The 422-nt window shown below is 59.0% G+C and carries 1 protein-coding gene; it reads right to left on the bottom strand.

The features are described from left to right. Window positions 1–300, bottom strand: a 300-nt coding sequence (locus tag QWI17_RS08820; protein WP_302722152.1) for a hypothetical protein, incomplete at its 3' end; no start/stop codon positions are given. Between the last annotated feature and the right edge of the window lie 122 nt (window positions 301–422).

The raw sequence follows: 422 nt of genomic DNA, 5'->3' as shown, positions 1-422 counted from the left end.
CCTTGGGGCATAGTCTTTTCCAGGAACGGAGAAATGCCATTGCAGCCCTCCGTGCCCCACGCCGAACTGAACCGTACGCTCCTGGGCCTGCTGAGCGCAGCTCAGGTCGTAACGCAGGATGGTTTCTTTCGCCCGCTTCAGCAAAACCTTCGGCGCCTCGCAGCGCTTGCCATCAACAGAAAAAGCAGGGAAGGCGGCCCCCGCTAAAACGCCGACCAACGCAGTTACCTGCCACTGCCCAGTGTCGCTGACCCCACGGAACGACAAGACGGGGCCTACAGTAAACAGTGCTCTGGACATCCTGCTATCTCCCCTCGAATTCGTCGGCAATGACTTTGACGATTTTGGCGCGTGAAGCGGCTCTTTTCGCCAGTGCCTGTGCTTCACCCGTTTGCTCCAGCCACTCCCTGAAACGCTGGAGT

Source organism: Gilvimarinus gilvus (assembly GCF_030518155.1).
GTDB classification, from domain to species: Bacteria; Pseudomonadota; Gammaproteobacteria; order Pseudomonadales; family Cellvibrionaceae; genus Gilvimarinus; species Gilvimarinus gilvus.
This window is presented reverse-complemented; position numbering and strand designations above follow the sequence as displayed.